Below are 21615 nucleotides of genomic sequence, written 5' to 3'. Positions count from 1 at the left end.
TTAGTCAAGCATTTCTAAGAAAGCGCCGATTCTTGTCTTTAATTGTTCTGCGTCTTCGTCTGTGTAGTCTGTTTCTATACCCATAACTGGTATACCTAGCTTGTTAAGTTCTTTTTCTACGAAGTAGCCTTCTGTGTCATATAGGTTACAGAACTTAAGGTTAAGGTCAATAACGCCGTCTGCCTTGTATTCTTTAGCAAGTCTTACTATGTCGTCGATTCTTGCTGTGTTTGGTGTGAAGCAAGCGCAGTTTATGCTGCCAAGGTATCTTTGTGCAAGATTGTGAACCATAGTATCCATATCAGCACCCGCATCTTCTTCAACAAGTTTGTAGCTGTAACGAATTCCTGTACACATTTCTTCGCAAACAACAGCTGCTCCAAGCGATTCGATGATGTGGTGCATCTTCCAGTTAGGAATAGATAGTGGTGTACCTGTAAGAAGTATTCTCTTTGCACCTGGTTTATAAACTGAAACTTTGTTCTTAACTCTTTCTTCAAGTTCATCGCAAAGCTTGTTAATCATTTCGGTAGTTCTTTCTGGATCATCATAGAAAGCAACTTGTGTGATTACTAGAACGTCTTTACCGCTTATTGGAACTAGATCGTTCTTTCTAAATTCATTAAGTCTCTTCAAAGCTCTTCTCTTGTTGTTTACTATATGTATAGCCTTTCTTAGTCCTTCCTCAGTAATTTCATTACCTGTAAGCTCTTCGATTCTCTTCATATAGCGTTTGATTTCTTGTTCCCATTTTTCGAAGTCTTCGTCTCTCTTCATCTGAGGTATGTCCATGATAAACATAGGAGCGTCTTCAGCTAATATTTCCCAAGCTTTTTTCTTGCCATCGCAAGTAGTTTCACCAACAAATAGGTCAGCTATTCTGAAGAATGGGCAAGTTCTGTCAAATCTTGCTCCTAGTGATGCTTTGATTAGTGGGCAAGTTGCTGTAGGAAGCTTCTTTTCTCCGCCTGGTACCCAGAATTGAGATCCACTGCAAAGACCTGTAACTATTGCTCCAGCTGCTATAGGCACTTCATCAGGTACGTGTATACAGAATGTTCCAACTACCTTGCCACCATTCTTTTGGTGTTCGATTAATTCAGCTGGTCTTATACCGTGTATGTCTCCAACTACCATGTTCCAATAGTCCATACCCTTTGGTCTGTTTTCTTGGCTTAGGAATACATCTCCAAAAGCTCCTGGTAAAACTTCACATAGCATATCGTGTTTTTCAACGTCCATGCCTAGATTAGTCCACATTTCATGATTCTTATCCATTTTTTCCTCCTTTTAATATGCAGCCCCTTGGAGCTAGGTCAATGTTTTTGTAGCTCTCAGATATAGGGCCTTTGAGTTCATCCAGAATTATTTCTGGACAGGCGACATTAATACATTTATTTTTTTTAATATTAATGTTTTTTTGATTATCTTCTAAAACCCTTTCAAGAATTTTTACTCTTTTTTCAGGATCAGCCACGTAACGAATGTAGTATTTAACTATGTTGTACTCATATGGCTCAAGCTTTTTCTCAATTGCGAGTAAAAGCTCATCGATTTTAGAAAATATTTTTTTATTTTGCTTGTATTTCTTCTCATCAAAATTAAAGCCGTAAACAGATTTTATAACGCCGTCAACATCAGTCCCTGCAATATCTCCACTAAACTCATAGATATATCTATCGCAATTAGCACTAAAGACTTCAGTGAATTTTTTACAGATATCCTCGATCAAAAAGATTTTGGAAGAATAGATTAGCGGACACTTTTTTGTTGTCATGTAAATGGTCGTCGCGCTGATCATATCGCAAGTATTGTACTCGCCATAAGCTAAAATCTCTGTGTCAGTCGAGCCAAATGGGTAGGGCACGAGGCCATAGCTCATTAAAAATGCTTCGTCGATATCTTTGGCAAAGTAGCCGATGACGTTATTTTCACTCATTTTAAAAGTGACGGCATCGACATAAGCCATACGCCTTAATTCTTTAAAGAATTCTACGTCTATCATTATTTTGCAAGTAGTGCAGCACCTATGGCTCCAGCAAATCTTGCGTCTGGATGTGTATTTACTGGTGCGCCAAGCTTTTCGCTAAGTAGTTCAACTGTAAATTCTGAATCGCAGAAACCACCAGTTAAGAAGTAATTATCTGATGCATTTTTTCTTGTTGCAAGTGCGGCAACTTTCTTAACTATTGAGTCAACAACACCCCTTGCGATGTCTTCACGAGGAGTGCCTTTACCCATAAGCGAGATTACTTCTGATTCGGCAAATACTGTACATACTGATGATATGTTAACAGATTGGCCTCTCTTAGCATACTCAAACATTTCCTCTAAGGAAAGTCCAAGCCTATTGGCCATAACTTCCAAAAACTTTCCAGTACCTGCAGAGCACTTATCATTCATAATAAAGTCCGTAACATTTGAGTTTTGCACAAGTATAACCTTAGTATCTTGTCCACCAATGTCAACAACAGTCATGTCTTCAGGATTTAAAAAGTGAGCGCCCTTGGCATGGCAAGTGATTTCAGTAACAGTTTTGTCCGCATAAGGCACACTGATTCTGCCGTAGCCAGTCGCTGTGATTTTCACATCATCTTCGCCGTAGCCAAGTGATTTGATCCATCTTTTGATCTCTTCGCCAGTTTCTTTGCTGTTCCAGCCACTTGGCATGATTTTTTCGTGAAGTATTTTTTCTTTGTTTTCGTCTAGGATTACGGCCTTTGAAGCAGTCGATCCTATATCGATTCCTATGTAATGCATAATCCACCTCTCTTAAAATTTTACCATAGTAATAGTGTTAATTAAATTATATATCATAAAGAATTCACATTCAATAATTATAAAATATTTTTATATATAGTAGTCTCATTATAAATATTTTTAATAATAGTAAGACCATAATTATGATCATATAAATGAATATTGATAACGATATCTTATAATAAAGGCTAAAACTATAAAATTTTTTAATACATCGAAAAATAGCCTCTAATTGTGATATACTCATATAAAGGAGGGATATTATGAAGAAAAAACAAAATTTGACTATCTTCATAGGAGGCGCCATTATTGGTATAATTGGAGCTTTACTTATGCACTTTGGTAACCCAGCTAACATGGGTATCTGTGTTGCATGCTTTTTTAGAGACATAGCAGGCGCATTAGGACTACACTCTGCAGGAGTTGTTCAATATATAAGACCTGAAATCATTGGTTTTATATTAGGTGCTTTTATCATTTCTATGGCTAAAGGTGAATTCAGAGCAAAGGGTGGCTCAAACCCAGCACTTCGTTTCGTTTACGGCTTCTTAATGATGATAGGTGCTTTAGTATTCTTAGGCTGCCCACTTAGAATGCTTCTAAGAATCGGCGGAGGAGACATGAACGCTGTAGTTGGCCTACTAGGCTTTATTGCAGGTATTGGAGTAGGTATTGTATTTATTAAGAAAGGTTATTCTTTAGGAAGAAACCATGATCAATCAAAATTATCTGGACTTATTATGCCAATATTTGCAGTTGTATTACTTATCTTAGCGCTAGCAAAACCAGCATTTATCCACTTCTCAACAGAAGGACCTGGATCAATGCATGCACCATTCATAATTTCATTAGTAGCAGGCTTAATCGTTGGCGGTATTTTACAAAGAACAAGACTTTGTACAGCAGCAGGCTTTAGAGATGCAATACTAATCAAGGACTATCACTTCCTATATGGTATACTTGGTATAGTACTAGCAAACTTAGTTTTAAACCTTTGCTTAGGTCAATTTAAATTTGGCTTCGAAGGTCAACCAGTAGCCCACTCAGAACACTTATGGAACTTCTTATCCATGGGCTTAGTTGGTTTAACAGCTGTATTACTTGGTGGCTGCCCTATCAGACAAACAATACTTGCTTCACAAGGCGATACAGACGCATTCATGACAGTTATCGGTCTTATATGCGGAGCAGCTGCATCACACAACTTTGGTTTAGCTTCATCAGGTAAAGGAACAACTGCTAATGGTAGAGTTGCAGTTATCATCGGATTTGTATTCGTAATAATCGCTGCATACTTCATCATAGCTGAAAGAAAGAAAGGAGCTCAAAATGGCAAATAATATTATTGATGCAAGAGGACTTTCTTGTCCAGAACCAGTTATTTTAGCTAAAAATGAAGCAGACAAAGGCACAAAGGACTTTACAGTTCTAGTTGATATAGAAGTTGCTAAAGAAAATGTTACAAGATTTCTTGAAAATGCTGGCTATAAAGTAGCAGTTAAAGAAGATGGAGAAGACTTTGAGCTTAAAGCAACAAAATAACGTTGTCATAGTAACATTCTATTCGATATCGTCGTGCCTTATGCTAAATAATAAACTCAAAGAGATCGGCATCGATTCACTCATCATACCTACGCCAAGAGATCTTTCTTCATCCTGTGGCAATAGCTTAGCCACTTCGATCAAGAACAGAGAAGCACTTGAGAAGGTCATCGATGACTTTGATTATGAGGTCGATAGAGTAGAGGATTATTATTTATACGAAAGCGAAAAATTAAAAGAAATTTTATAAGGGATTAACAGCTACATTATGTGGCTGTTTTTCTTTGCATTTACATATTTTTGATTTTTTCTTGTGAATGTGATATAATCTATTGTATATTATGAAAAATTTAGATTACGCGATTGATATCTTGAAAAGATTAGGGGGCTGCTCATACATTGTTGGAGGTGCTGTGAGGGACTACTTGCTATGCAAGGATGTCTACGATATAGACATATGCACAGCGAAGAGGCCTGACGAGATAATAAATCTTTTATGTGACTATGAGCTTGATACTAAGTTTATGAAATATGGCTCTGTCAAGATTAAGGGCGAGAATGCAATTGAGATAACTACTTTTAGGCGTGAGGATGATTATGCTGATGGCAGGCATCCAAGCACTTTAAGCTTTACGAGTGATGTTAAGGAAGACCTTATTAGGCGCGACTTTACTATAAACACTATGCTAATGGATGAGAGCAAAAATATTTATGACTATATGGATGCAAAAAAGGATCTTGATGCAAAAATTTTAAGAACGGTGATTGATCCGTATGAAAGTTTTGCTAAGGATTACTTAAGAATACTGCGTTTAGTGCGCTTTGCGGCGAAGCTTGGCTTTGAGATAGAGGAAGAAACTTTTAAGGCAGCGAAAAAATTTGTGCCATTTGTAAAAACTCTTTCGAAGGACAAATTTCGTGAAGAATTTAACAAGATTTTGCTTCTTGACAATGTTCATTACGCTTTTACACTTATGCATGAGCTGGGCATTTTGAAGGAAGTTCTTCCTGAGATTGACAGGGAGTTTCACTACGACCAGAACAATCCTTATCATAGCTATGATTTATTTACTCACACGATGAAGGCGGTTGAAGCAACTGAAAAGGATTTGCCAACGCGTCTTGCGGCTTTATTTCATGATGTTGCAAAACCATTGACACGCTCTGAAGATGGGGACATATCGCACTATTACGATCACGACAAGGTCGGCGCCGAGATGGCAGTCGATATTTTAAAAAAATTTAATTATGATAAGAAGACTATAAATCTAGTTCATGACCTCATCTTAAAGCACATGAAGCAGGACCCGAACTTTGGCATTAAGGCTGTGAGAAGGCTTTACAATTACTATGGCAAGGACAATATCTATCGCTACCTTGATTTAATTAGGGCAGATAGTATTGCGACGAGACCGGGCCGAGAGCTTGATAATATCACAAAATTTGAGGCTTACATAAAAGAGATAGAGGATAGTCTTGACAAAAGCGGTGAGCTGAAACTTGCTGTTAGCGGCGACGATTTGATTGCTATGGACTACGCGCCGGGCAAAAAATTTGCACACGCACTTGGAAAAATTAAAGAAATGGTGAGTTTGGGCGAGCTTGAGAACGACAGAGAAACTTTGCTCCCGCTTCTTAAAGAATATATGGAGGAAGAATAATGAAGAAATTATTTGGCACAGACGGCGTTAGAGGCGTCGCTGGCGAGTTTTTAACTAGTGAATTTTCATACAAATTAGGTAAATATATAGCAGACTACTTTATTGGCGGCGAGGGTAACAAAGTTTTTATAGCGAGCGACACAAGAGAGTCAAAGGACATGATAAAGCTATCACTTGCAGCAGCCATCACATCTATGGGACTTGATGTATACGATTTAAATGTATCATCGACGCCAGAAGCAAGCTACATCATTAGCAAAAATGATTCTTTATTCGGCATCGTTGTCTCAGCATCGCATAACCCTTATGAATACAACGGCATAAAGGTTTTTAACAAGGATGGCTACAAGCTTGCTGACGAAGTTGAAGAAGCGATTGAAACAAATATGCTAAATGACAAAGAGCTTAAAAAGCCAGAGCGTTTCGGTAATTACATCACTGATGAAATCGACAAAACTGAGTATATAAGCTATTTACGCTCACTTATGAAGGACTACAGCGGCCTTAAAATTGTCTGCGATATGTCTAATGGAGCAAATTACGTGACTGCGAAAGAAGTTTTAAACGCATCGGGCGCTGAGATGATATATATTCATGGCGAGCCAAATGGCAGAAACATCAATAAAAACTGTGGATCAACTCATTTGGAATCGCTTATAGAAACTGTTAAAGATAATAAGGCAGATATAGGCATAGCCTTTGATGGCGATGCAGATAGATTACAAGTGGTTGACTCTGATGGCAAGACCATGGACGGAGACCATATATTAGCAGCGCTTGCAACATATTTGAAAAAGCATGACAAGCTTAAGAAAAAAAAACTTGTTGCGACTATAATGTCAAACATTGGCCTAAAGAAGTATCTTGATACTATTGGCGTAGAGCTTGATGTGACTAGCGTTGGCGATAGATATGTTTTAGCTGAGCTAATTAAGGACGACTTATCACTTGGCGGAGAACAATCGGGCCACATAATACTAAAGGATTACCAAAATACTGGCGATGGTCTTTTAAGCGCGATATTTTTAATAAATGCCATGGTCGAGCTAAAAAAGACTTCCGCTGAATTAAATGGACTTATGAAAACATATCCACAAGTGCTTTTAAACGCAAAAGTTACTGATGAGATAAAAAATAAAGTTTTAGAGATAAAAAGCGTTAAAAACGCTATAGATTATTTAACAAAGAACAATCCTGACATGAGGGTAGTCATCAGACCATCAGGCACTGAGCCGCTTCTAAGGGTCATGCTTGAAGGCGAAGATGAAGATGAATTAAAGAAATTAGCAAAAGATTTAGTTGATTTGATAGAAAGAGAGACGAAATAGTTTGAAGAGAGTTTTAATAGCTTTATCGGGCGGGGTCGATAGCTCCGTCAGCGCATATTTACTAAAAGAGGCTGGCTACGATGTAGTAGCTATCACATTTAATTTATGCGACGATATTATTAAAGACAATTACACAAAGATGATAGAGGACGCAAAGCGTGTATCGGACTACCTCGGCATAGAGCATCACGTGGTTGATTATAAAGAAGACTTCAAGGAGAAGGTAATTGAGCCATTCATCCGCGAGTACGAGCTTGGTCACACGCCAAACCCTTGTATTTTTTGCAATAAAAATATCAAGTTTAAGAGATTTCACGATGAGATGAAAAACTTTGATACTGACTTTATTGCGACTGGTCATTATGTTGAAAAATACGATGAAAATGGCACTCACTATCTTCAAAAATCTACAAACATTAGAAAAGATCAAAGCTATTTCCTATACAATATAAAGCAAGATCAATTAAGAGACGCAATCTTCCCAGTTGGCGCCATGGACAAGGACAAAACTAGGGCCATAGCGAAGGAAGCGGGTATACCTGTATACAATAAAAAGGACTCGCAAGAGATATGCTTTATTGCAAATGATGATTACAAGGCATTTTTAAATAAATATTCTGAAAATATTAGCAAGAAGGGCCTTATTAAAGACAAGAACGGCAAGGCTTTAGGCGAGCACGATGGCATTAGAAACTATACTATAGGCCAAAGACGCGGACTTAATGTTGCTTTGGGTCAAAGAGCTTTTGTGACTAAGATAGATCCAATTAATAACGAGATCATTCTTGGACCAGAAGAGGATTTATTCAAAAAGACTGCAATAATTAAAGATGTGAACTGGATCTCGATTGACGAAATCGATGAAGACAAGGTATATACAGCAAAAGTTAGATATAGATCAAATGATGAAAAAGCAAAAATAAAGAAGAATGACGACGGTACTTACACAGTTACTTTTGAAGAGCCGCAAAGAGCGATAACTCTTTCACAAAGCCTCGTTGTATACGATGGCAGAACTGTTGTAGGCGGCGGCGTTATAGTGGATTAATCATGTTTTATGTAGATAAACTTATAAAAGGCTCATCAAGCGAAACGGCTCTTAGAGATTTTTTATTAGAGCGAGATGTTATATACGAAGATGTTGATGCGAGCTACATCATAAGAGATGCTGGTAATATAATCGCTACAGTATCAGTTAAGAAGAATTTAATTAAATTCTTCTACATCGAGGATAAATATCAAGGCGAGGGACTTGCGATAGAGCTTATTAACAGTGCGCTTGAAGAGATTATTGCCAGTGGATATAGAAGCTACTTTGTCTTTACGAAGGCAAAAAATGAAAACATTTTTACTTCCTTATCCATGGATGTCATTGAAAAGACTGAAGACGTTATTTTACTTGAAGGCGGTTTCTTTAAATATGCCGATTGGGTAGAGACTATTAAAAAAGATCTTGATAAAGATGAGTACAATGCAATCGTCATGAACGCAAATCCACTAACACTTGGTCATGAGTACCTAGTAGATAAAGCCTTAGAAGACCCTCGTGACTTGATCATCTTTGTTTTGGAAGAGGACGCCTCATACTTTAGTACTAGGGATAGATATGAGCTAGTTAAAAAGCATTATCAAGACAATAATCGTGTAAAAATTTATAAATCAGGCCCTTACATCATATCGAGGGCGACCTTCCCAACATATTTTTTGAAGAAGGATACAGATAGGCTTAAGGTATATACAGAGCTTGACGCAAAGATATTCGCAAAGCGCATTGCAAAGGATTTGAATATCAAAAAGAGGTACTTTGGCAGCGAACCCATTGACAAAGTTACTGAAAAGTATAATGAAATGATGAAGAAAATACTTTCTGAATATGGTATAGCGACTGAATTTATTGAGAGAAAGACTATAGATGGCGAAGTCATCAGCGCATCGAAGGTCAGAGAGTGCTACGAAAATGATTTTTCGGCTTGTAAAAAATATTTAAGCTCGGATGTTTATGAGCTTTTAGAAATAAAAAGGAGTGGTAACAATGATTAGCGTAAAAGAAGTTACTGACAAAAAAACTTTAAAGGAGTTTGCTTATTTTATCTATGATATATATGAAGGGGACAAAAACTTTGTTCCGCCAATTAGAAAAGAATATTTAAAATATTTACAAGGCGTGGACAACGACCTAAACAACGCAGGCCCAAATACAAAGTTTATCTGCTACGATGGAGACAGAGTAGTTGGAAGACTTTTAGTTGGCATCAACGAAATCATTAATGACTACCACGGCTTTAAAGAAGGCTACATCTCACAATTCGAGTGCGAAAACAACTACGAATACGCTGAAAAGCTTCTTGATGCAGCAGTAGAATACCTGAGGGCACATGGCATGAAGAAGATAAAAGGACCAGTTTCATTGCCAGGCGGCGAGGACAACAGAGGCTTTATAGTCGATAACTTTGAGGATCAACCATACATAATGAACACATACAACAAGAGTTACTACAATGATTTCTTCGTGAAATATGGCTTCGAAAAGTACTTTGACTGCTATGCATATAAAGATACCATTGAAGATACCAACATTGAAAGATTCGAAAAACTTGTTCCATATGCAATGAAGAAGTTCAATTTTAGAGTGGACAATATTGATTTCAATAGACTTGACAGCGATGCGGCAGACATTATGCATGTAATTGAAAAGGCTATGCCAAAAGAATGGGACGACTTCGCTCCACTTGACGAAGAAGAGATAAGAAAGGTAGTTAAGCAGCTAAAACCATATGCCGATCCTGAGCTTATATTCATAGCCAGAGACAACGAAACAGATGAACCAATCGGCTTTAACATAACACTACCAGACTATAACCAAGCCATCAAGAAGATGAAGGGAAGACTACTTCCATTTGGCTTTATAAAGTTCTTGTATCACAAGAGAAAGATCGATAGAATCAGATTTTTCGTTCTATTCGTAGTGCCTGAGTATCAAAAGAAGGGCGTTACAAGCGTCATGTACCTAAAGACATACATCAACGCAGTTAAAAAAGGCTACACAGAGCTTGAAGGATCAACAATTTGGGAATACAACAGAGACATGATGAACGACGTTGAAAGCTTTGGTGCAAAGATCAACATAACATATAGAATTTATCAAATGGATATATAGCATTGGGTGCCTCGTGCACCCATAACTATTGCCATAGACGCGTTAGAGAAAAAACGCTTCTGGGTAATAATAAATACACGGGGATGAATTTTGGTTTCGACGGGGGTTTGGAATTTAGAATAGCGAGCCGGGTCGATGGATACGTTACATCTGTCAAAAAAATATAAACGCAGAAAACAATAATTTTGCATACGCTGCCTAGTTAGGCGGCTCTCAATATAGAGTTTTCTCGTTCGGCTTTATATTGGGTCAACTTAGACGAGAAAATCTTTTAGCCAAGCTTAAAAGTTAAGAGATTATTTTAAAGCTAGCTAAGACTTTATTTTGCTTTTTAAATTGGTCTTAGTGAAGTTTGGTAAAAAGCTGCGCTCGGAGAAGTTCTTTAGGAAGGGCTTTCGGACAGGGGTTCGACTCCCCTCATCTCCACCACTATAGGATATAGACTAGGTCTATATCTTTTTTTATGCTTATAGCTGGATTTAAAACGTTTTTTAGTGTTCGACTAAGAAATGAATTTTAACAAAAAAATATATATTTTAGCAAAATTACAAATTTTAATCTAGATATGACTTACTATGATACTGTTATTTACAAGATTTACTTGATTTATCGTACAAAAATTTTATTAAAAAAAGATGTCTAGGTGCGCTTTACTATAAGTCTTTTTACTATGGACAGTGACTGCATATAAGAATAAGTGATTGCAAGCATCATAAAGCTTTATGAATAAAAGTTCATAAAGTTGTTTCATTTTTATCAAATTTATGGTATAATATATCTGGTGATTCTATGGACATCGATAAAATCAAAAAGGGACTAAAGATATTTCTTATAGTCATACTGATAATAGTATTTATAAATATAATGAATAAGGACTTCTTTAATCAAAGCGATGGTGAGGTCAAGGTCGATAGAGCCTTCGATACTGGCTCCAAGGACTCTTTGGACGAGGCTGATACTGAAGAGGGCTACATCTACACGCACATCACTGGCGAGATTAAAAAGCCTGGTGTATACAAGATGAAGGCTGGCACACGTATGGACGACCTTGTCAAAGAGGCGGGCGGTCTTACTGAGGACGCTGACATCGACTTAATCAATTTATCTGAAAAGCTAGTTGATGAGGAGAGAATCATAGTTCCTGCGAAGGGCACGAGCGAAACGGGCGAGTCAAGTCATGCAGCAAGCTCTGTTCAAACGAAGAAGATCAACATTAACACGGCTGATCTATATGAGCTTACATCAATACCAAGCGTTGGAGAGAAGACTGCGCAAAAGATTATTGATTACAGAGAGAAAAATAAGTTTAAAAAGATTGAAGATATCATGAACATAGAAGGAATCGGAGAGAACAAGTTTAAGAACATGAAAGATTATATAAGCGTAAGCGGAAGGTGATTGTATGAGTAATGATATAAATGTAAAATTAACAAGTTTCGCTAAGACATCTGGTTGAGCAGCGAAAGTTAAACCGGAGGTTTTAGATCAAATATTAAAAGGATTAGAAAAAAATTCGCCAGATCCAGACCTATTAGTAGGCTTGGAAACAAGTGATGACGCAGCTGTTTACAAGGTTAGCGAGGACAGAGCCATCATAGAAACTTTGGACTTTTTTACGCCAATAGTTGACGACCCATATACATTTGGGCAAATAGCAGCAGCAAACTCGCTTTCAGACGTCTACGCCATGGGCGGAGAGCCGATACTTGCGATGAATATCTCATGCTTCCCAAACTGTTTGTCACCAAATGTATTAAAGCTAATATTAAAGGGCGGCTTTGACAAGGTTAAGGAGGCAGGTGCCTTGCTAATAGGCGGACACACTGTTCAAGACGATGAGCTTAAGTACGGCATGAGCGTTACTGGCTTTGTTCATCCTGACAAAGTTTTGAGAAATACTGGTGTTAAAGAGGGCGACGTCCTTATATTAACTAAGCCACTTGGTCTAGGCATCATAAATACAGCTGTAAAGGGAGATATATGCGATAAGGACTCCTTAGATGAAGCGGTTTTAGTAATGAAAACGCTTAATAAGAAGGCGAAGGACGCTATGGAAGGACTTGATGTACACGCATGTACTGACATAACAGGCTTTGGACTTATGGGCCATGTATACGAAATGCTTAGAAATACTGATGTTACAGTTGAACTATATACAGAGAAATTACCTATACTAAAGGGAGCGCTTGATTATGCGATGATGGGCCTTGTGCCAGCAGGTGCTTATGACAACAGAGTTTTTGTTGGTGATAACTTTAGGATAGATATTGAGATAAAAAGAGAGATGGAAGATTTATTATTCGACCCGCAAACTTCTGGAGGCCTGTTGATATCGCTATCAGAAGAGGATGCGAAGACTTATATGGAAAGGATAGACCTTCCATTTGATGTAAATATAATTGCAAAGGCAAAAAAATTCGACGATAAATATATTTTAATTAAGTAGGTGTGATATGAATTTATTTAGAATGATCCCAGGCGTTGATCAAGTTATGGAAAATGAAGAGATTAAGAAATTATTCGAGCTTCACGACGCTGGACTTATTAACGATACTATAAGAACTATCTTAGATGAGATGAGAGACGAGATTAAGAAAGGTCTTGATGAAGACGCTCTTAGAGAGAGACTTAAAAATATTGACAAGGCTGTAGCACAAAGGCTAGCTGATGAGCTTAATTATAGCCTTAGACCAGTTATAAATGCGACAGGCGTCATCATCCACACTAATCTTGGCAGATCAAAACTACCAAAATCGGCTCAAGAAAATATTATGAGACTATTATCAAGCTACTCAAACCTTGAGTATGACTTAGACAGAGGCGAAAGAGGTTTAAGATACTCTCATATAGAAGAAAAGCTTAAGAAGATTACTGGAGCAGAGGCGGCACTTGTAGTAAATAACAATGCTGCGGCTGTTATGCTTGTACTTGACACACTTAGCAAGAACAAGGAAGTAATCACTTCAAGGGGCGAGCTTATTGAGATAGGTGGATCATTTAGAATACCTGACGTTTGCGAAAGAAGCTTGGCGACACTTAGGGAGGTCGGCACAACAAATAAGACGCACCTAAGAGATTATGAAAACGCTATAAATGAAGAAACAGGCGCAATACTTAAGGTTCACACATCAAATTACAAAATTTTAGGCTTTACTGAAAGCGTTAGCGCAAGTGAAATTGCTACTATAAAGGGGGATCTACCACTAATTGAAGACCTTGGATCAGGCGTTTTAATTAATCTAGAGGACTATGGTCTTGAGCACGAACCAACTGTTATGGAATCAGTTGCAAGCGGCGTCGATGTAGTTACATTCAGTGGCGACAAGCTTTTAGGCGGCCCACAAGCGGGCATCATAGTCGGCAAGGAAAAATACATTAGCCAAATCAAGAAGAATCAATTATTAAGAGCACTTCGTGTGGACAAGATGACTATAGCAGCTCTTGAAACAATACTAAACTATTATATTGACAAGAACAAAACATTTGAAATACCGACTATAAAGATGATAACTGAGTCATACGAATCAATTGAGAAGAGAGCAGAAAAACTATTCTCAATGCTTGAGGGAATGGCTGGAGCTGAGCTAAATATAGTTGAAACAGCCTCTGAAGTAGGCGGCGGCTCACTTCCAAACCAATTTATCAAGTCAAAGGCAATTGAAATTGATCCAAAAAATATATCGGCTGCAAAGCTTGAAGAAGGACTTAGGAAGCTTGAAGTACCGATTATTACTAGGATATACAAGGACAAGATCTTACTTGATTTAAGGACTATTGACGAAGAAGAATACGAAATTATTGCGAGTGAACTTAAGGGAATTTTAGGAGAGAGATAGTGAAACATTTAATACTTGGAACTGCAGGTCACGTTGACCACGGGAAAACTTCTTTAATACGCACCCTGACTGGCAGGCAAACTGACAGGCTAAAGGAAGAGCAAAAGAGAGGAATATCGATAGAGCTTGGCTTTACTTACTTTGATCTAGAAAAGGATTTAAGAGTAGGTATAGTCGACGTGCCTGGTCATGAGAAATTCATTAGAAACATGGTTCAAGGTGTTAGCGGCATGGACCTTGTTATGCTTGTCATTGCGGCTGATGAAGGCGTTATGCCTCAAACGATTGAGCACTTAAACATACTTACTATGCTTGGCGTCGAACACGGTTTTGTCGCTTTAACTAAGACTGATTTAGTCGATGAAGAGTGGATAGAGCTAGTCACATCAGACATAAGAGACAGCTTAAAAGGCACTTTCCTTGAAAATTCTGAAATAGTTAGGGTATCTAACAAGACTTTAGAAGGCATTGACGATATAAAAAATATTTTAAGGAAGCATGCCGATAGCTTTGAAAAAGAAGAAAAGAACGATACACCAAGGCTGCCTATTGACAGGGTCTTCGTTATATCAGGCTTCGGAACTATAGTTACAGGCACTCTTATGGACGGAAAATTATCCTTACAAGATGAGATTGAAATATATCCAGAGAGAATAAAGACTAAGATCAGGTCCATACAAGTGCACCAAGAATCACAAGATGTGGCTTATGCCTCACAAAGATGCGCTCTAAACATCCCTGGCGTTAAAAAAGAAGATATACATAGGGGCAGCGTTATAAGTCTTCCTGATGCACTTAAAAACACTAATCTTATTGATGTAAAGATCGAGTGCATTAAGGATCAAGAAAGAGCCATAAAGAATGGATCAAGAGTCTTCTTATACTTAGGCACTGAAGAAATTTTAGCAAGAGTAGTGCTATTAGATAGAGATGTACTTAATCCGGGCGAAGAAGGCTATGCGCAATTGATTCTTGAGAGCGAAACAGTTTGTAAGAGGATGGATAGATTTATTTTAAGATTCTACTCACCGATGTCAACTATAGCGGGCGGCGTGATACTTGAAACTAATCCAAAGAAGAAAAAGCGTTTTGACGAAGAAGCCGTTGAAGAGTTTAAGATAAATGAAAAGGGCTCTGATACAGATGTTCTAAACAATCTTATCTATACAAGACAAGATGATTTCTTAAATAAAAAAGAAATCGCAAAATTATTAAGTAAGTCCGAGGACTTAGTTGACAAAGAGCTAAAGGAACTTGTAGATGATGGAGCCATCGCTATATATGAATTAAAGAACGGCATCTATCCTGTATCATTAAGATATATACACAATGTGAACGAAGAACTAATAGTTCACTTAAATAAATACTACGAAAAATATCCACTTAGAAGAGGAATTTTCAAAGAAGAGATTAAAAATAGATTCTTTAAGAAGCTTAATAACAATCAAAAGCTATATGAAAGCCTTCTTAAGCTAATACTTGACGAAGGAAGCTTAGAGCTAAATGGCGAGCTAGTCTCAATCAAGGGCTACGCACCAAGTTTGTCGGATGAAGACAAAAAGTCCATGAATATGGTTTTGAATATGATAGAAGAAGCAAAATACGACGGTATTACAAAAGATGCTATACAAGAAAAAATCAAGATCAATCCAGAATTTTTAAATGAAGCGCTCCAAGATTTGCAAGCTAGCAAGAGCATCTGCAGGCTTCATGATGATTATATAAGCTACAAAGCCTTCTTAAATGCAAGAGAAGAGCTAATTAAGTATTTAAACAAGAATCAAGAGATAAGTCTGGCTGAGTACAGGGACCTTATCTCATCAAATAGAAAGATATCGCTTGCTTTGCTTGAAGATTTTGACAAGGCAAACTTAACGAAGAGGCTTGGCGATAAGAGAGTATTAAAAAGGTAGGAGTATATATGCAAAAGATTTTATTAATAGATAGTGATGAAACCTTTGTTCAGGGTCTCAAATACAGTCTAGAACAAGATGAGTATCTTATAGATACAGCATATAGCGCTGAAGAGGCACAAAAGCTTCTTAAGCCAAATGAGTACAATTTAATAATTATGGAGATAGACTTGCCAGACAAGAGCGGTCTCAATCTATGCCAAGACATCAGAAGGGACTCAAACGTCGCCATAATCATATCGACAAACAATAAGGAAGAGATCAAAAAGATACTTGCACTTGAATATGGTGCAGATGACTTTTTAGTTAAGCCTTATAATATTCTTGAGCTTAAAGCTAGGATGAAGTCACTATTTAGAAGAGTTCAAGGAGCGAATGACGAGGCAAAGAACAATATACTTGAGTTTAATCACTTTACCATAAACACCATTGGCAGAAAACTTTTCAAAGATGGCGTAGAAATTTCACTAACAGGTAAGGAATTTGATTTACTCTATATACTGGCTTCGAATAAAGAAGTTGTTTTCTCGAGAAAGGACCTTTTGGAAAAGGTTTGGGGCTATCAATTCTATGGCGATGAAAGGACTGTTGACGTTCATATCAGAAGGCTTAGAAACAAGATAGAAGAGAGCAGCAAGAGACCAAAATTTTTAAAGACTAAATGGGGGGTAGGCTACTACTTCGTAGATTAATATATGGAAAAGAAAAAAACAAATAAATTTTTTAAGAATACCTTTATTCTAGTTATAGCGGGCATCTTAGTTAAGATTATAGGCGCTGTATATAGAATACCTATAACAAACATCATCATGGATACAGGGATTGGCTACTATCAAGCAGCTTATCCTGTGTATCAAATACTTTTAACTATATCAACAGCGGGCCTACCGATAGCGGTCGCCAAGCTTGTTTCAGAGAATTATGCTCTTGGCAGAATAAAGGCAGCACATAAAGTATTCAGAGAGTCGACAAAGCTAATGTTCATCCTGGGCATAGCGAGTGCGCTCTTTGTTTATGTATTCAGCCACCAAATAGTTGGCTTTTTGCAAAATGAAAACAGCTGGTACTCATTAGTCGCACTTATACCGGCCCTTGTATTTGCACCTTTAATGTCATCATTTAGAGGCTTTTATCAAGGCAAGGACAATATGGTGCCGACAGCCATCTCACAAGTTATTGAGCAGCTATTTAAATTAATTTTTGGGCTAATGCTTACAAAGTACGCTCTTAGTATGTATGGCGTAGCCGTTGCAGCAGGTGCAGCACAATCAGGCGGTTCAATCGGAGCCTTCTTTGGCTTTTTATTTTTGCTTATAGTATTTTTATTCAATTATAAATCATATAAGGGAGAAGAAAGACTTGATGAGAGTGGCTTTATATATGATGACAAGGAAGTTATTAAAAACATCTTAGCCATAGCAGTTCCCATCACCATAGGTGCGTCGATCAATCCACTTATGGACTTTATCGATACAAAGCTAGTCTTTATGAGACTAACAGACATTGGCTACACTATGGCAGAGGCGAACGATATGTTTGGCTGGTTAAAGGGTATGGCGACAACACTTATTAACATGCCTCAAGCTATATCCATAGCCTTGTCAATGAGTATAGTGCCACTAGTTTCGGCTTACATGGTGAAAAATGACCATGAAAAGATGCATCAAACGATATATAGTGGGCTTAAGTTCACTTGTCTCTTTGCCTTTCCATGCGCATTGGGCTTTATCGCACTAAGTAAACCGATCATATCTTTAATATACTATAATAATTCGCCTGAGGCCATAAACGGCACAGCTGAGCTACTTAGTATACTATCAATAAGCCTAATTTGCCTATGTATGATACAGATACTTACGGCTATACTTCAAGCAGTTGGCAGCCCAGAGAAGCCAGTTAAGAATCTTGTAATTGGCTCACTCGTTAAAATCGTTTTAACATATATACTAACTGGAATCAGCTACTTTAATGTAAAAGGCGCGGCAATAAGTACAGACGTCGCATTTTTAGTAGCTATGGTGCTAAACTACATCGATCTAGAAAAGATAGTCGATAAAAAATATAATTTATTATCATACGCGATAAAAGTTTTAGCTATAAGCATAATGATGGCGATATCGGTTAAGATAGTATATGAACTTTTAAGCATGAGATTTTCACTTTTGGTATCGACATCACTATCGATTTCCTTTGGGATTATAGTTTATGCAGGTCTTGCACTTTTACTAAAATTAGTAAAAATAGAAGATTTTATATCAAAATAGCAAAAAAATCGCTATTTTTTCAATAAAATTAGAAAAAAATGCAAAAAAACCTTGATTTTTAGCGAAAATAGGTTATAATATAAGTATAGAAGAGCCGCAAATGGCTTTTCAAAGCACTTTTTAAAAGGAGGATTTATTATGAACAAATCTCAATTAGTTGCAGCTATGGCTGAAAAAACTGAAATGACTAAGAAGGACGTTGAAGCTTGTCTAAACGCTTTTACAGGTGTTGTTACTGAAACACTTAAAAAAGGTGAAAAGGTTCAACTAGTAGGCTTTGGTACTTTCGAAGTAAAGGACAGAAAAGCTAGAGAAGGAAGAAACCCAAGAGATCCTAAGCAAAAAATTAAGATTCCTGCATCAAAAGCACCTGTTTTCAAAGCTGGTAAGACATTAAAAGAAACAGTTAACACTAAAGGAAAAAGAAAATAAGCTAGACCCTAAGGGAAGTTTATTTTAGCAGAATAAGTAAAAAGTCAGGCTTTGCCTGACTTTCTACGATGTACATAAGGGTGATTTCATGAGACTTGATAAGTTTTTAAAACTATCGAGAATTATTAAGAGAAGAACAGTAGCTAATGATGCTGCTAAGAGCGGCAAGATACTTATAAATTCAAAAGTAGCTAAGCCTGGCGATGAATTAAAAGTAGGCGACGTTATAACGACAACGTTTAGCGATGATCACAGAAGCTATGAGGTTTTATCATTGATGGAGAGTCCAAACAAGGATCAAGCTAAGCTGATGTATAAAGAGCTATGATTTGTAAGGAGTGATGATTATGAAAAAAACTAAAAAAGGTGGTATTACAGCATTTAAGTTAGGTGTTATATCCTTATTATTAATTGTGTCAATCCACTTATATAATCAAGTAGTAACTTACAATAAATTAGTGAAAGAAGATAAGGCAAAGCAAGAGGAGATAGCAGAACTTAAGGACGAAATATCAGACGTAAAGGTATTGCTTTCTAAGTCTAAAACTCAAGAATTTATTGAATTAATAGCTAGAGATGAATTAGGCATGATTAAGCCTAAAGAAATAAAAGTTGTTGACAAAGTCGACACAGATATATTTAAGGAAAACAAATAAAAATTAAGGAGGATTTTGTTTTTTATGACGCTTTCAGTTGGAGACATCGTGAGTGGAAAAGTTGTTAATATTACTAATTTCGGTGCTTTTATCGAAATAGAAGGTGGGCAAAATGGTCTTGTACATATCTCGGAGATATCAAATGATTACGTGGAAAACGTTTCAGATGTTTTAGAGAAGGGACAAGAGGTTAAAGCCAAAGTTTTGTCAAATGAGAACGGAAAGCTAAGTTTGTCAATTAAGCAAACTCTTCCAAAAAAAGAATTTGTTAAGCAAAGAGATTTTAATAATAAAAAAGATTTCTCAAAGCCAAGAAAAGATTTTTCTAAGCCGCAAGCTAGGAAGGTCTACACTTGGGAAGGAGAAAAGACAGAGTCTCAAGATTTAAGCTTCGAAGATAAGATCTCAAGATTTTTAAAAGAAAGTACTGAGAAGATGGATCAAATGAAGTTTAAAGAAAATAGAAGGAGCAGCTATCACTCAAAGAAGGGTGATTATAACAGATAGCTTCTTAAGCAATATGAATTTAGCAAGGTTGAACAATTTGTTCAGCCTTTAATTTTACTTTATATATTTTTTCTAAGAGCAGAGGTCATTATGAATACATTAGAAAAATTCAAAAATTTCATCGAAGAAAATAATTTAATCGATAAAGGCGATACCATAGTCAGTGCTGTATCAGGCGGCTCTGACTCTGTTTTCATGCTTGAAATGCTTTTAGCAATCAAAGAGGAATATAGTCTTAAGATAATTGTCTCTCACGTTAACCATGGCCTTCGAGGTGCTGAAGCACAAAGAGACGAAGACTTTGTTAAGAATCTCGCAGAGAAGTATGGACTTATATATGAAGTAGAGCACATCGACATGGCGGGCTATGCCAAGGAGCACTCGCTTACTTGCGAGGAGGCAGGCCGTAAGCTAAGATACCTTTTCTTCGAAGAAATCAAGGAAAAGTACAAGGCAGATAAGGTTGCCATCGCTCACAATGAAAACGATGTGGCCGAGACCATCTTCCTAAATATATTCAGAGGCACGGGCCTCGATGGACTTGAATCGATTCCATTAAGAAGGGACTTTTATATAAGGCCTATACTTTGCTTTGAAAAGTCAGAGATACTTGATTTTTTAAAAGAAAATAATATCCACTACGTCGATGACTCGACGAACTTCACTAACGATTACAAAAGAAACATGATTCGTAACGAGATTATTCCATTTATCAAAAAGAATTTTAATGAGAATATCGTTTCGTCTATGTCGAGGCTCGCGTCTATTGCAAAAGAGAATAATCTTTATCTCGAAGATATTATTAGCGATAAATACATTGACATAGTTAAGGACAATACCATTAGTAGAGATGAATTCAATAATCTCAATCACTATGAAAAGACTCTTGTCTTAAGAAAATTTTTAAGAGAGAATTTAAATTATTTAAACAATATTAGCAAAGACAATATCGAGGATATGATTAATTTAATTAAGCTCGATTCGGGTAAAAAATATGATATAGATGGCAAGCATTATCTTGTTAATGATTTTGAAAAAACTATATTTAAAAAGCTTGATATTAATGAGCTTTCAGAAGAAATATCGCTTGACTTTAAATTGGATAAAGTATACAATATTTATGGCAGTAAATTTAAATTTGTATTAAGTGATAAAATACTTAGCAAAAAGTACCTAGATTACGATTTATTGACTGGTAAGCTTAGTCTTAGAAATAGACGCAGTGGCGATAGGTTCAATCCTTTCGGAATGAAGGGTTCTAAGAAGATTAAGGACTACTTTGTTGATAAAAAAGTGTCTTTGGACGATAGAAGTAAAGTTTTGTTTCTGATGAATGGTGACGAGATAGCCTACGTTGTGGGCTATGACATCGCTGATAAATATAGAGCAAGTAGCAAAACTAAAAACTATCTAAACGTTATAATGGAGGGTAATGATGGCTTATAGAATTAAAGAAATAATGTTCACAGAAGAAGAAATTCAAGCAAAAGTTTTAGAACTAGCAAAACAATTGACTGAGGATTACAAAGGCAAGAGCCCAATCTTCGTTGGTATACTAA

The 21615-nt window shown here is 36.9% G+C and carries 22 protein-coding genes and 1 other RNA gene; 20 read left to right on the top strand and 3 right to left on the bottom strand.

Annotated elements, in window-relative coordinates; translation table 11 throughout:
* Genes Q0E71_RS00925 through Q0E71_RS00915 form a run of 3 tightly spaced genes read right to left on the bottom strand, consistent with a single transcriptional unit; the run spans position 1 to position 2760 of the window.
* On the bottom strand, positions 1-1278 hold the full coding sequence (locus Q0E71_RS00925; protein ID WP_294794936.1) for a double-cubane-cluster-containing anaerobic reductase: 1278 nt from the start codon (positions 1276-1278) through the stop codon (positions 1-3).
* The gene (locus tag Q0E71_RS00920) at positions 1271-2005 is read right to left on the bottom strand and encodes a hypothetical protein (RefSeq protein WP_294794933.1); all 735 of its coding nucleotides are present in this window, start codon (positions 2003-2005) and stop codon (positions 1271-1273) included. Before Q0E71_RS00920 ends, Q0E71_RS00925 begins: the two co-directional genes overlap by 8 nt.
* On the bottom strand, positions 2005-2760 hold the full coding sequence (locus Q0E71_RS00915; RefSeq protein WP_294794931.1) for an acyl-CoA dehydratase activase: 756 nt from the start codon (positions 2758-2760) through the stop codon (positions 2005-2007). Before Q0E71_RS00915 ends, Q0E71_RS00920 begins: the two co-directional genes overlap by 1 nt.
* 263 nt (positions 2761-3023) lie before the next feature.
* Between Q0E71_RS00915 and yedE the strand changes: the two genes are divergently transcribed.
* The 20 genes from yedE to tilS all read left to right on the top strand — a co-directional run bounded on the left by yedE (position 3024) and on the right by tilS (position 21502).
* On the top strand, positions 3024-4100 hold the full coding sequence (yedE, locus tag Q0E71_RS00910; protein ID WP_294794929.1) for a YedE family putative selenium transporter: 1077 nt from the start codon (positions 3024-3026) through the stop codon (positions 4098-4100).
* Entirely contained in the window at positions 4090-4302 is a 213-nt protein-coding gene (locus Q0E71_RS00905) for a sulfurtransferase TusA family protein (RefSeq protein WP_294794927.1), read from the top strand. The genes yedE and Q0E71_RS00905 overlap by 11 nt, the downstream gene beginning before the upstream one ends.
* Positions 4280-4552, top strand: coding sequence for a DUF3343 domain-containing protein (locus tag Q0E71_RS00900; RefSeq protein WP_294794924.1), 273 nt, complete (start codon positions 4280-4282; stop codon positions 4550-4552). The genes Q0E71_RS00905 and Q0E71_RS00900 overlap by 23 nt, the downstream gene beginning before the upstream one ends.
* A 91-nt stretch (positions 4553-4643) precedes the next feature.
* Positions 4644-5963: a CCA tRNA nucleotidyltransferase gene (locus tag Q0E71_RS00895; RefSeq protein WP_294794920.1), complete on the top strand. Its 1320-nt coding sequence runs from the start codon at positions 4644-4646 to the stop codon at positions 5961-5963.
* The gene (gene glmM, locus Q0E71_RS00890; RefSeq protein WP_294794919.1) at positions 5963-7291 is read left to right on the top strand and encodes a phosphoglucosamine mutase; all 1329 of its coding nucleotides are present in this window, start codon (positions 5963-5965) and stop codon (positions 7289-7291) included. Before Q0E71_RS00895 ends, glmM begins: the two co-directional genes overlap by 1 nt.
* Before the next feature lies 1 nt (position 7292).
* On the top strand, positions 7293-8339 hold the full coding sequence (mnmA, locus tag Q0E71_RS00885) for a tRNA 2-thiouridine(34) synthase MnmA (RefSeq protein ID WP_294794916.1): 1047 nt from the start codon (positions 7293-7295) through the stop codon (positions 8337-8339).
* A 2-nt stretch (positions 8340-8341) separates the two neighbouring features.
* Positions 8342-9331: a [citrate (pro-3S)-lyase] ligase gene (locus Q0E71_RS00880; RefSeq protein WP_294794913.1), complete on the top strand. Its 990-nt coding sequence runs from the start codon at positions 8342-8344 to the stop codon at positions 9329-9331.
* Complete coding sequence (locus Q0E71_RS00875; protein ID WP_294794910.1) at positions 9324-10448, top strand: hypothetical protein; 1125 nt, start codon at positions 9324-9326, stop codon at positions 10446-10448. The genes Q0E71_RS00880 and Q0E71_RS00875 overlap by 8 nt, the downstream gene beginning before the upstream one ends.
* Before the next feature lie 79 nt (positions 10449-10527).
* Positions 10528-10877, top strand: a transfer-messenger RNA (tmRNA) gene (ssrA, locus tag Q0E71_RS00870).
* A 360-nt stretch (positions 10878-11237) separates the two neighbouring features.
* Positions 11238-11846: a helix-hairpin-helix domain-containing protein gene (locus tag Q0E71_RS00865; protein WP_294794908.1), complete on the top strand. Its 609-nt coding sequence runs from the start codon at positions 11238-11240 to the stop codon at positions 11844-11846.
* Between the two features lie 4 nt (positions 11847-11850).
* On the top strand, positions 11851-12894 hold the full coding sequence (selD, locus tag Q0E71_RS00860; protein WP_294794905.1) for a selenide, water dikinase SelD: 1044 nt from the start codon (positions 11851-11853) through the stop codon (positions 12892-12894).
* A 7-nt stretch (positions 12895-12901) separates the two neighbouring features.
* Positions 12902-14284 (top strand): L-seryl-tRNA(Sec) selenium transferase, encoded by a 1383-nt coding sequence (selA, locus tag Q0E71_RS00855; protein ID WP_294794903.1) that lies wholly within the window; start codon positions 12902-12904, stop codon positions 14282-14284.
* Positions 14284-16197 carry a selenocysteine-specific translation elongation factor gene (selB, locus tag Q0E71_RS00850; RefSeq protein ID WP_294794900.1) on the top strand — a complete coding sequence of 638 codons (1914 nt, stop codon included), beginning with the start codon at positions 14284-14286 and terminating at the stop codon, positions 16195-16197. The genes selA and selB overlap by 1 nt, the downstream gene beginning before the upstream one ends.
* An 8-nt stretch (positions 16198-16205) precedes the next feature.
* Entirely contained in the window at positions 16206-16889 is a 684-nt protein-coding gene (locus tag Q0E71_RS00845; protein ID WP_294794897.1) for a response regulator transcription factor, read from the top strand.
* Positions 16890-16892: 3 nt separating this feature from the next.
* Complete coding sequence (locus Q0E71_RS00840; RefSeq protein WP_294794895.1) at positions 16893-18461, top strand: polysaccharide biosynthesis protein; 1569 nt, start codon at positions 16893-16895, stop codon at positions 18459-18461.
* Between the two features lie 138 nt (positions 18462-18599).
* Positions 18600-18893 (top strand): HU family DNA-binding protein, encoded by a 294-nt coding sequence (locus Q0E71_RS00835; protein WP_294794892.1) that lies wholly within the window; start codon positions 18600-18602, stop codon positions 18891-18893.
* Between the two features lie 88 nt (positions 18894-18981).
* On the top strand, positions 18982-19221 hold the full coding sequence (locus Q0E71_RS00830) for an RNA-binding S4 domain-containing protein (protein ID WP_294794890.1): 240 nt from the start codon (positions 18982-18984) through the stop codon (positions 19219-19221).
* A 19-nt stretch (positions 19222-19240) separates the two neighbouring features.
* Positions 19241-19549, top strand: coding sequence for a septum formation initiator family protein (locus Q0E71_RS00825; RefSeq protein ID WP_294794887.1), 309 nt, complete (start codon positions 19241-19243; stop codon positions 19547-19549).
* Between the two features lie 24 nt (positions 19550-19573).
* Positions 19574-20056 carry a S1 RNA-binding domain-containing protein gene (locus Q0E71_RS00820; RefSeq protein ID WP_294794884.1) on the top strand — a complete coding sequence of 161 codons (483 nt, stop codon included), beginning with the start codon at positions 19574-19576 and terminating at the stop codon, positions 20054-20056.
* 90 nt (positions 20057-20146) lie between these two features.
* Positions 20147-21502 (top strand): tRNA lysidine(34) synthetase TilS, encoded by a 1356-nt coding sequence (tilS, locus tag Q0E71_RS00815; protein WP_294794882.1) that lies wholly within the window; start codon positions 20147-20149, stop codon positions 21500-21502.
* Positions 21503-21615 lie beyond the last annotated feature (113 nt).

Source organism: uncultured Fenollaria sp. (assembly GCF_934202865.1).
Classification (GTDB): domain Bacteria; phylum Bacillota; class Clostridia; order Tissierellales; family Peptoniphilaceae; genus Fenollaria.
The sequence above is the reverse complement of the archived record's forward strand: the minus strand, read 5'-3'. Positions and strand labels throughout refer to the sequence as shown.

Excerpts from the sequence above, each read along its gene's own strand:
- Q0E71_RS00925 (WP_294794936.1), bottom strand. The coding sequence starts at position 1,278 with ATGGATAAGAATCATGAAATGTGGACTAATCTAGGCATGGACGTTGAA.
- Q0E71_RS00920 (WP_294794933.1), bottom strand. The coding sequence starts at position 2,005 with ATGATAGACGTAGAATTCTTTAAAGAATTAAGGCGTATGGCTTATGTC.
- Q0E71_RS00915 (WP_294794931.1), bottom strand. The coding sequence starts at position 2,760 with ATGCATTACATAGGAATCGATATAGGATCGACTGCTTCAAAGGCCGTA.
- yedE (WP_294794929.1), top strand. The coding sequence starts at position 3,024 with ATGAAGAAAAAACAAAATTTGACTATCTTCATAGGAGGCGCCATTATT.
- Q0E71_RS00905 (WP_294794927.1), top strand. The coding sequence starts at position 4,090 with ATGGCAAATAATATTATTGATGCAAGAGGACTTTCTTGTCCAGAACCA.
- Q0E71_RS00895 (WP_294794920.1), top strand. The coding sequence starts at position 4,644 with ATGAAAAATTTAGATTACGCGATTGATATCTTGAAAAGATTAGGGGGC.
- glmM (WP_294794919.1), top strand. The coding sequence starts at position 5,963 with ATGAAGAAATTATTTGGCACAGACGGCGTTAGAGGCGTCGCTGGCGAG.
- Q0E71_RS00880 (WP_294794913.1), top strand. The coding sequence starts at position 8,342 with ATGTTTTATGTAGATAAACTTATAAAAGGCTCATCAAGCGAAACGGCT.
- Q0E71_RS00875 (WP_294794910.1), top strand. The coding sequence starts at position 9,324 with ATGATTAGCGTAAAAGAAGTTACTGACAAAAAAACTTTAAAGGAGTTT.
- Q0E71_RS00865 (WP_294794908.1), top strand. The coding sequence starts at position 11,238 with ATGGACATCGATAAAATCAAAAAGGGACTAAAGATATTTCTTATAGTC.
- selA (WP_294794903.1), top strand. The coding sequence starts at position 12,902 with ATGAATTTATTTAGAATGATCCCAGGCGTTGATCAAGTTATGGAAAAT.
- Q0E71_RS00845 (WP_294794897.1), top strand. The coding sequence starts at position 16,206 with ATGCAAAAGATTTTATTAATAGATAGTGATGAAACCTTTGTTCAGGGT.
- Q0E71_RS00840 (WP_294794895.1), top strand. The coding sequence starts at position 16,893 with ATGGAAAAGAAAAAAACAAATAAATTTTTTAAGAATACCTTTATTCTA.
- Q0E71_RS00835 (WP_294794892.1), top strand. The coding sequence starts at position 18,600 with ATGAACAAATCTCAATTAGTTGCAGCTATGGCTGAAAAAACTGAAATG.
- Q0E71_RS00830 (WP_294794890.1), top strand. The coding sequence starts at position 18,982 with ATGAGACTTGATAAGTTTTTAAAACTATCGAGAATTATTAAGAGAAGA.
- Q0E71_RS00825 (WP_294794887.1), top strand. The coding sequence starts at position 19,241 with ATGAAAAAAACTAAAAAAGGTGGTATTACAGCATTTAAGTTAGGTGTT.
- Q0E71_RS00820 (WP_294794884.1), top strand. The coding sequence starts at position 19,574 with ATGACGCTTTCAGTTGGAGACATCGTGAGTGGAAAAGTTGTTAATATT.
- tilS (WP_294794882.1), top strand. The coding sequence starts at position 20,147 with ATGAATACATTAGAAAAATTCAAAAATTTCATCGAAGAAAATAATTTA.